This is a genomic window from Chitinophaga sp., assembly GCF_036569125.1.
Taxonomy (GTDB): domain Bacteria; phylum Bacteroidota; class Bacteroidia; order Chitinophagales; family Chitinophagaceae; genus Chitinophaga.
Genome location: NZ_DATCRF010000264.1, coordinates 1 through 5,534, shown reverse-complemented (window position 1 = coordinate 5,534; position 5,534 = coordinate 1). Strand labels below are relative to the sequence as shown.

At 49.1% G+C, this 5,534-nt stretch carries 6 protein-coding genes; 3 read left to right on the top strand and 3 right to left on the bottom strand.

From position 1 onward, the window contains the following. Positions 1-304: 304 nt before the first annotated feature. Positions 305-1,672 (bottom strand): exonuclease domain-containing protein, encoded by a 1,368-nt coding sequence (locus tag VIM87_RS09755; protein WP_331996809.1) that lies wholly within the window; start codon positions 1,670-1,672, stop codon positions 305-307. Positions 1,673-1,976: 304 nt separating this feature from the next. Between VIM87_RS09755 and VIM87_RS09750 the strand changes: the two genes are divergently transcribed. Continuing rightward, positions 1,977-2,510: a YceI family protein gene (locus VIM87_RS09750; protein WP_331996808.1), complete on the top strand. Its 534-nt coding sequence runs from the start codon at positions 1,977-1,979 to the stop codon at positions 2,508-2,510. A 362-nt stretch (positions 2,511-2,872) separates the two neighbouring features. Here the strand turns inward: VIM87_RS09750 and VIM87_RS09745 are convergent, their stop codons facing one another. After that, positions 2,873-3,487 carry a DUF4142 domain-containing protein gene (locus VIM87_RS09745; RefSeq protein WP_331996807.1) on the bottom strand — a complete coding sequence of 205 codons (615 nt, stop codon included), beginning with the start codon at positions 3,485-3,487 and terminating at the stop codon, positions 2,873-2,875. A gap of 143 nt (positions 3,488-3,630) precedes the next feature. Here VIM87_RS09745 and VIM87_RS09740 point away from each other — a divergent pair, with 143 nt between their 5' ends. Together VIM87_RS09740 and VIM87_RS09735 are read left to right on the top strand one after the other, a co-directional pair. Continuing rightward, the gene (locus tag VIM87_RS09740; RefSeq protein WP_331996806.1) at positions 3,631-4,488 is read left to right on the top strand and encodes an alpha/beta hydrolase; all 858 of its coding nucleotides are present in this window, start codon (positions 3,631-3,633) and stop codon (positions 4,486-4,488) included. 69 nt (positions 4,489-4,557) lie between these two features. Next, a complete protein-coding gene (locus VIM87_RS09735; protein WP_331996805.1) occupies positions 4,558-5,157 on the top strand; it encodes a hydrolase in 600 nt (199 codons plus the stop codon). Between the two features lie 92 nt (positions 5,158-5,249). On the opposite strand, the gene VIM87_RS09730 is transcribed toward VIM87_RS09735, so the two are convergent. After that, positions 5,250-5,534 (bottom strand): peptide chain release factor-like protein (locus VIM87_RS09730; protein ID WP_331996804.1); only part of this gene is annotated, 285 nt, incomplete at its 5' end.

Here is a 5,534-nt window from a genome sequence, read left to right as displayed (position 1 = left end):
ATCTACCAGCATTGTACCGGATCCGGTACCAGGATATTTATGGCCTGTAAAAACCAAAAGGGTGTACCATACAGTTCGTCATTCATACCTGCGCAACAGCAACACATTCTTTCAATAATGATCTTTGCGCCTTTCAAACAGACCGATGGTTAAGTCCATGGTCCATAGTCGATGGTCCATTGCCTGCTGCGGGAAGAATGTTGAGCATGGAGAGGCTACCGGGATCCATATGTTATTACCGGCCGGGACTCATTTACTATCGTCTTTTATTTTAACGTACGTGTGGAGTGTGGAATACGGGTTGTTACAATGGTAACAAACGGGCCGCTTTGCCGGTTGCATGCAGCCGGATCAGGTTTTGGATGTATTCATTTTCGGGGTACTGCGTAAGGAAATCCTTTAGCTGGTCACTACCGGTAACGGCTACGTCCCGGGGAAGGTATCCCATGCCGTAAAAGCGCCCTTTTTCCATGAGTATACAGCTCTGTTCTTCAACATCTCTCCCATGACCCATAATTACAAATGACGGCTGTTGCTGTTGCAACCAGTCTATGGCTTCCTGCACCCTGTTATTATACAAGGCTGCGGGTTCTTTTTTTTCACAGGCGCCATGGCAGGTATGCTCCTGCAGCGGCAAACAGGCGCCACTCCCCTTTTGGAGAAAACACAGCCTGGGACACAGATCAAACTTCCGGATGAGGTTCCGCAGCAGCTGATGCCCCTCTACCAGCAATTTAAATACATGGAGGGGGCTGGAATACTTACGCCGCTTTTCAATGGCCAGGCGTAAATACCCGTCCTGGTCCTCAAAGGTGTAAAAGCCGTAGTTGAACTCCACATGCTTCTGGGCATAATTATATACCGGCCATAAGCGCTTTATCTCCACAGATTCCAGGATCTCCGCCATTAGCTCCGTACCTGTTATTTCATAGCTGATGCTGTAAATATTGCGCAGGAACTCCTGCCGCTTGTGTCCGGCATTGTTGCCGGTAAAATGGCTGTTCACCCGTTTGCGCAGGTTGCGGGCCTTGCCTACATACACCACCTTTCCCTTTTGATCGTGAAAATAGTATACGCCGGGGTTGGCAGGCAGCTGTTTCACCTGCTCCGGCGGCAGGTTGGGCGGCAGGAACTGCTCTTTGGAACCTGCCTTCAGGGCGCCGGCAATGGCCTGCTCCGTATCCCGCTGCAGCAGCATTTCAAATAAACGTACGGTAGCAGCGGCATCGCCGGCAGCGCGGTGGCGTTGCAATACAGGGATCTGCAGGGAACGGCACAGGTTACCCAGGCTGTACGATGGCAGGCCCGGGATGATCTTACGCCCCAGGCGTACCGTGCAAAGCTTTTTGCACTTCAGCTCATACCCCTGGCCGGCCAGCTGATGCTGTAAAAAGGAATAATCGAAATTAACGTTGTGGGCTACAAAGATCTTATCGTGCAGCAGGCCGTAAATACTTTCCGCCAGCTCTTCAAAGCCGGGCGCTTCCGCTACCATTTCATCGGTAATGCCGGTGAGCGATTGCACATAATATGGGATGGGCATGCGCGGATTTACCAGGGTATGGTACTCCTGCACCACCTGCAGGCCATCATACACAAAAATGGCTACTTCCGTAATGGCGTTGGCGCTGGCATGGCCGCCGGTGGTTTCTATGTCAACAATGGCATACATTTTTGTGAAATTACGAATTAGTCAATTACGAAATGCGGATTGAGTGTTCAAGGAAGAGGGATTACGGAGTAGTCACAGTGTGCCCTGTGAAAAAAAGAATGCCATTGAAAGGAATTATGATATGAATAACCAGGTAACAGAATATTTAGGAATTGTGCAGTATGAATTGGATATTGTAGCTTAAATTAGGCATTACAGTTGATGATTATCAGATTATAAACTACTTACTATCAACTGTACAATACCTAACCGCAGTAACCAATTCGTAATTGACTCATTCGTAATTCATAAAAACCTACTTCATATGGCAGTCTCCAAATGGGTCCTGGACCCGGCACACAGCTCGATAGGATTTAAAATTAAACACCTGATGATCTCCAGCGTTTCCGGCCACTTTAATAAGTTTAGCCTGGAAGCGGAAACGGAAGAGGAGGATTTTACTACGGCCAAAGCCGTTTTTACGGCAGACACCGCATCGGTATCCACCGGCAATGATGACCGGGACCGGCACCTTCGCTCTCCGGAGTTCTTTGACGATCATGCTTTCCCGAAGATCACCTTTGTGCCGAAAAAATTTGAATCCGTGGATAATGACGGGTCCTATAATATAACCGGCGACCTCACCATCCGCGATGTAACGAAATCTATCACCGTAGGTGTGGAATTCGGCGGTGTGGTAAAAGATCCCTGGGGTAATACTAAAGCCGGTTTTACAGTAAGCGGTAAAATTAACCGGAAAGATTTTGGCCTCAACTGGAGCGCTGTAACCGAAGCCGGCGGCCTGGTAGTAGGCGACGATGTACGCATTCATTGCGAGATAGAGCTGGTTAAGCAGTAGCGTCCCTTCGGGCCGCATTACTGCTTAACGGTCCATGGTCCATAGTCGATGGTCCATAGCCTGCTGCAAGTGGGATATTGAACGTGGAGAGCCGGGAGGTCCATGGCCGATGGTCCATAGTCCATTGCCTGCTGCGAGAGGAATGTTGGAACATGGAAGGCCGGAGCCGGCTATTATACTGCAAACCTGATTAATGCAAATACACGAAAGGCCATGGAGTTGCTCCATGGCCTTTTGTATTAAGAATATCGGAATATGGACAGACCCAAGCCCAGCCATTATCTTGTAAACCTTCATTTACGCACCAGGCTGTGATTGCACAGTGGCCGCCATGCACCACGCCATGGACCATGGACCCTGGACTAATTCTGATTCCTGGGATTTTCATTCTTATTCTTCCTCAGCGCTTCCTGTACTGTTTTGGCAGAATCCAGGTGTGCGCGTAAAGTAGGAAGTGTTTTGGTGGCAAATGCTTTCAGATCGGCGTCTTTCAGATCTTTGGAGGCCTTGTCAAACATGTCAATATCTTCATTGTGGTCATCCACCATCATATCTATATAGGCCTTGTCAAAATCTTTACCCGTCTTTTTGCTCAGGTCCTGGATATGTTTGCTATGGTCTTCACCAACGCTATCCGGCAGGGTAACATTTTTTGTACCGGCCAGGCTTTTCAGCTCTTCATTAGCTTTGGAGTGATCCTGCACCATCATTTGGCCAAAAGCTTTTACGCGGGGCGAGCTGGCATTCTGCTGAGCGATCTCACCCAGCTTTACTTCCATCATACCACCACTGGCGGCTTTTACTGCAAAATCTGATGATTCATTGTCTACCGGTGCCATTGCTTCATTTACATCCTTAGCGCTGTCTACGCTATCGTCATGACTGGTATTCGTGTTTCCGCCGCCGCAGGACTGCAAGGCAAAAGGCAGCAGGACAGCAAGTAATAAAGTGTTCCATTTGTTCAATACTTGTTTCATAACTAGTTGTTTTGGTGATTGATATGCTTCTGCCAGCTTTGGATACAAAAAGGGTACCTAATCGTGAAATTGAGGGAATACCTATAGAAAGCATACTTGCAAATGGCATTAAATTGTATTTTGTATGGAATAAATTCCACTCTATGAAACATCCTTTATGGCTATTTTGCATCATTATGAGCAGTTTTTCCAGCGTTGCGCAACAACAGACTGTCATTCACTTATGGCCGGGTGCGGTACCAGGGGAAACAGCAGCCAAGAAAGCGGCGGTACCCACACCCGATACCAGCAGGCATGTAATAAGACTAACGGATGTTACAGACCCTATCCTTACCGTATACACGCCCAAAGCCGGTGTACGTGATCTGCATACAGGCATTGTAGTTTGTCCGGGCGGCGGTTACAGCATACTGGCCATTAACCTGGAAGGTGATGAAATTGCACAATGGCTAAGCGGCTTAGGATATACCGCTTTTGTATTGCAGTACCGTGTGCCGCAAAAAGAAAAAGGCGCCCTGCAGGATGTACAAAGAGCCCTGCGTATTGTGCGCAGCCGGGCAAAAGAATGGAAGCTGAATAAACAAATAGGCGTATTGGGCTTTTCTGCCGGCGGCAGCTTAAGCGCACGCGCCACTACATTATACGAACAACATAATTATACACCGGTGGATGATGCGGACGCCCTCTCCTGCCGGCCCGATTTTGCAGTGCTTATTTACCCGGCCTACCTCGACAAAGGCCCGCAGCGCAGCTTAACGCCGGAGCTGGCAGTGAATGCCCAAACCCCGCCCATGTTCCTGTTTGCTACGGCAGATGATACCTATGGCAATAGCGCGCTGGTAATGGCCGGCGCATTGCGCGATGCCAAGGTGCCCGTAGAATTACACTTTTATGCTCATGGCGGACATGGTTACGGCTTACGGCCCGGCAATCCTGCGGCAGACGTGTGGCCCGCACTGGCGGAGAAATGGCTGCAAAGAATAACAGCCGGTGCGGAGTAATTGTAATTACGCATTACGAATTGAACGCAGCAGGCTTATTAATTATTAATTCTTAATTATTAATTACAAATGGAAATATTACCATTAGGAAGGACCACATTCGGTAACCCGGCGAATGCCGGCAATGTATTGTCGAAAGAGGATGCAGCTGCCCTGCTGCGCGAATGGGTAAAGAACGAAAGGCTACAGCTGCACATGCGGCAGGTAGGCCACCTGATGCGCTGCTGGGCCGCTGAAAATGAAAAGCTGGACGAAGCCGGGCAATGGCGCTGGGAGCTGGCCGGCTTATTACATGATGCCGACTGGGACCTGTGGCCCGGGCTGCATTGCCGCAAGATCGTTGAGGAGCTGGAACGCCTGCAGGTAGATCCTGAAATAATAAGAGCCATCGCCTCACACGGGCCCCGCTATTTCGGTGTGGAGCCGGAAAGTAAGATGGATAAAATGTTATACGCTTTTGATGAGCTCTCAGGGCTGGTACACGCCTACTCGCTTATGCGGCCGGATGGTTATGCCGGCATGGATATTAAAGGCGTGAAGAAAAGACTGAAAGAAAAATCCTTTGCAGCAAACGTATCCCGGGAAGATATCCAGGATGCGTGTATGCGTGCAGGTATTGCGCAGGATGAGCTGATAGCGTTTGTGATTGCCAACCAGCTTCAGAATTAATAATTAAAAATGAATAATTAATAATACCGGAGGCCAATTCTTCACCGAAGTACTAGCCCTGCGATTATTAATTATTCATTCTTCATTATTAATTATAACAGCTCCTCTTTTATAGTTCTAACCGCATTCCCCCGCTCCAGCACATTATGCTCCTGCCACTGGTGCTGTTGCTGCGCTACCAGCTGCTCCGTTTGCCAGGCCAGCACTTTGGCTTTCAGGCGCTGCAGGCATAATTTCTTATTCATGATCTGCGAGCGGCCGTCCATAGCCAGTACCTGTATGCCGGAGGGCTGATGGATCCCTCTTACGGCGGTTTCCACTTTATTTACATGCTGCCCGCCAGGGCCCGAAGCACGGCAGGTTTCAAAGCGCACATC